At 43.1% G+C, this 1,050-nt stretch carries 2 protein-coding genes; one reads left to right on the plus strand and one right to left on the minus strand.

The window, feature by feature from the left end; all coding sequences use genetic code 11:
* On the minus strand, window positions 1–181 hold a 181-nt coding region (locus tag A3738_RS06760), incomplete at its 3' end, for a polyhydroxyalkanoic acid system family protein (RefSeq protein ID WP_068763457.1).
* A gap of 151 nt (window positions 182–332) precedes the next feature.
* Here A3738_RS06760 and ubiE point away from each other — a divergent pair.
* A partial coding sequence (ubiE, locus tag A3738_RS06765; RefSeq protein WP_068763458.1) for a bifunctional demethylmenaquinone methyltransferase/2-methoxy-6-polyprenyl-1,4-benzoquinol methylase UbiE occupies window positions 333–1,050 on the plus strand: 718 nt, incomplete at its 3' end.

Genomic DNA, 1,050 nt, shown 5'->3' on the forward strand with positions numbered 1-1,050 from the left:
TACTATCCGAAGCACAGTGAATTTCACCTTTCGCACCAGATCCTTTAAACGCAAGCGTCTCACCTTGCCAACCGTATTTGAGCCCAAACTTTTCAGTTAGATCTTCCGCTAAACTTTCCGCTTCTTGCTTTGCAGCGTCTAGTCCTCGGTTATGCGTTCTTTCGATGCGAATTGCGCTCATCAAAAAATCCTATTGCTGATTAGTTTTACAATTTGGCAAGTCTAACCGATATTGCACAAACCCAGAACAATCTAATTGGTTTTCAAGATAGTCTTCGAGCTCTGTGAACGATAGAATAGGTGCAGATTTAGTCTTGCAAGAGCAACTTAGCGTGAAAGAAACCCAAGCAAACAACGACACCAATCAAAACACCACTCACTTTGGTTTTGAGAACGTCAACGTCGAAGAAAAAGCCGGCAAAGTCGCAGACGTATTTCATTCTGTCGCTACAAAATACGACATCATGAACGACTTAATGTCTTTTGGAATCCNCCGTTTATGGAAACGTTTGACCATTGAGTCCTCTGGCGTACGCTCTGGTCATAAGGTACTAGACATTGCGGGGGGAACTGGAGATCTCACGATGCAGTTCTCCAAACGCGTTGGAGATCAAGGCAAAGTTGTACTCGCTGACATTAACGCCTCTATGCTCAATGTCGGACGAGACAGATTATTAGACAAAGGCTACGGCAGCAATATTGAATTTGTACAAGCGAATGCAGAATGCCTTCCCTTCCCAGATAATTACTTTAATGCCGTATCGATCGCGTTTGGCTTAAGAAATGTCACTGATAAAGATAAAGCTATCCGCTCTATGTTCCGCGTATTGAAACCGGGCGGCAGACTTTTGATATTGGAATTTTCAAAACCCACTAACACAGTGCTTAGTGATGTGTATGACAAATACTCATTCACCGCACTCCCTATGATGGGCAAGCTCATCACAAATGATAGTGAAAGCTATAAATACCTAGCTGAATCTATTCGTATGCATCCAGACCAAGAAACCTTGAAGGGTATGATGGATGAGGCAGGATTCGTTAATACGC

Source organism: Oleiphilus sp. HI0066, assembly GCF_001635725.1.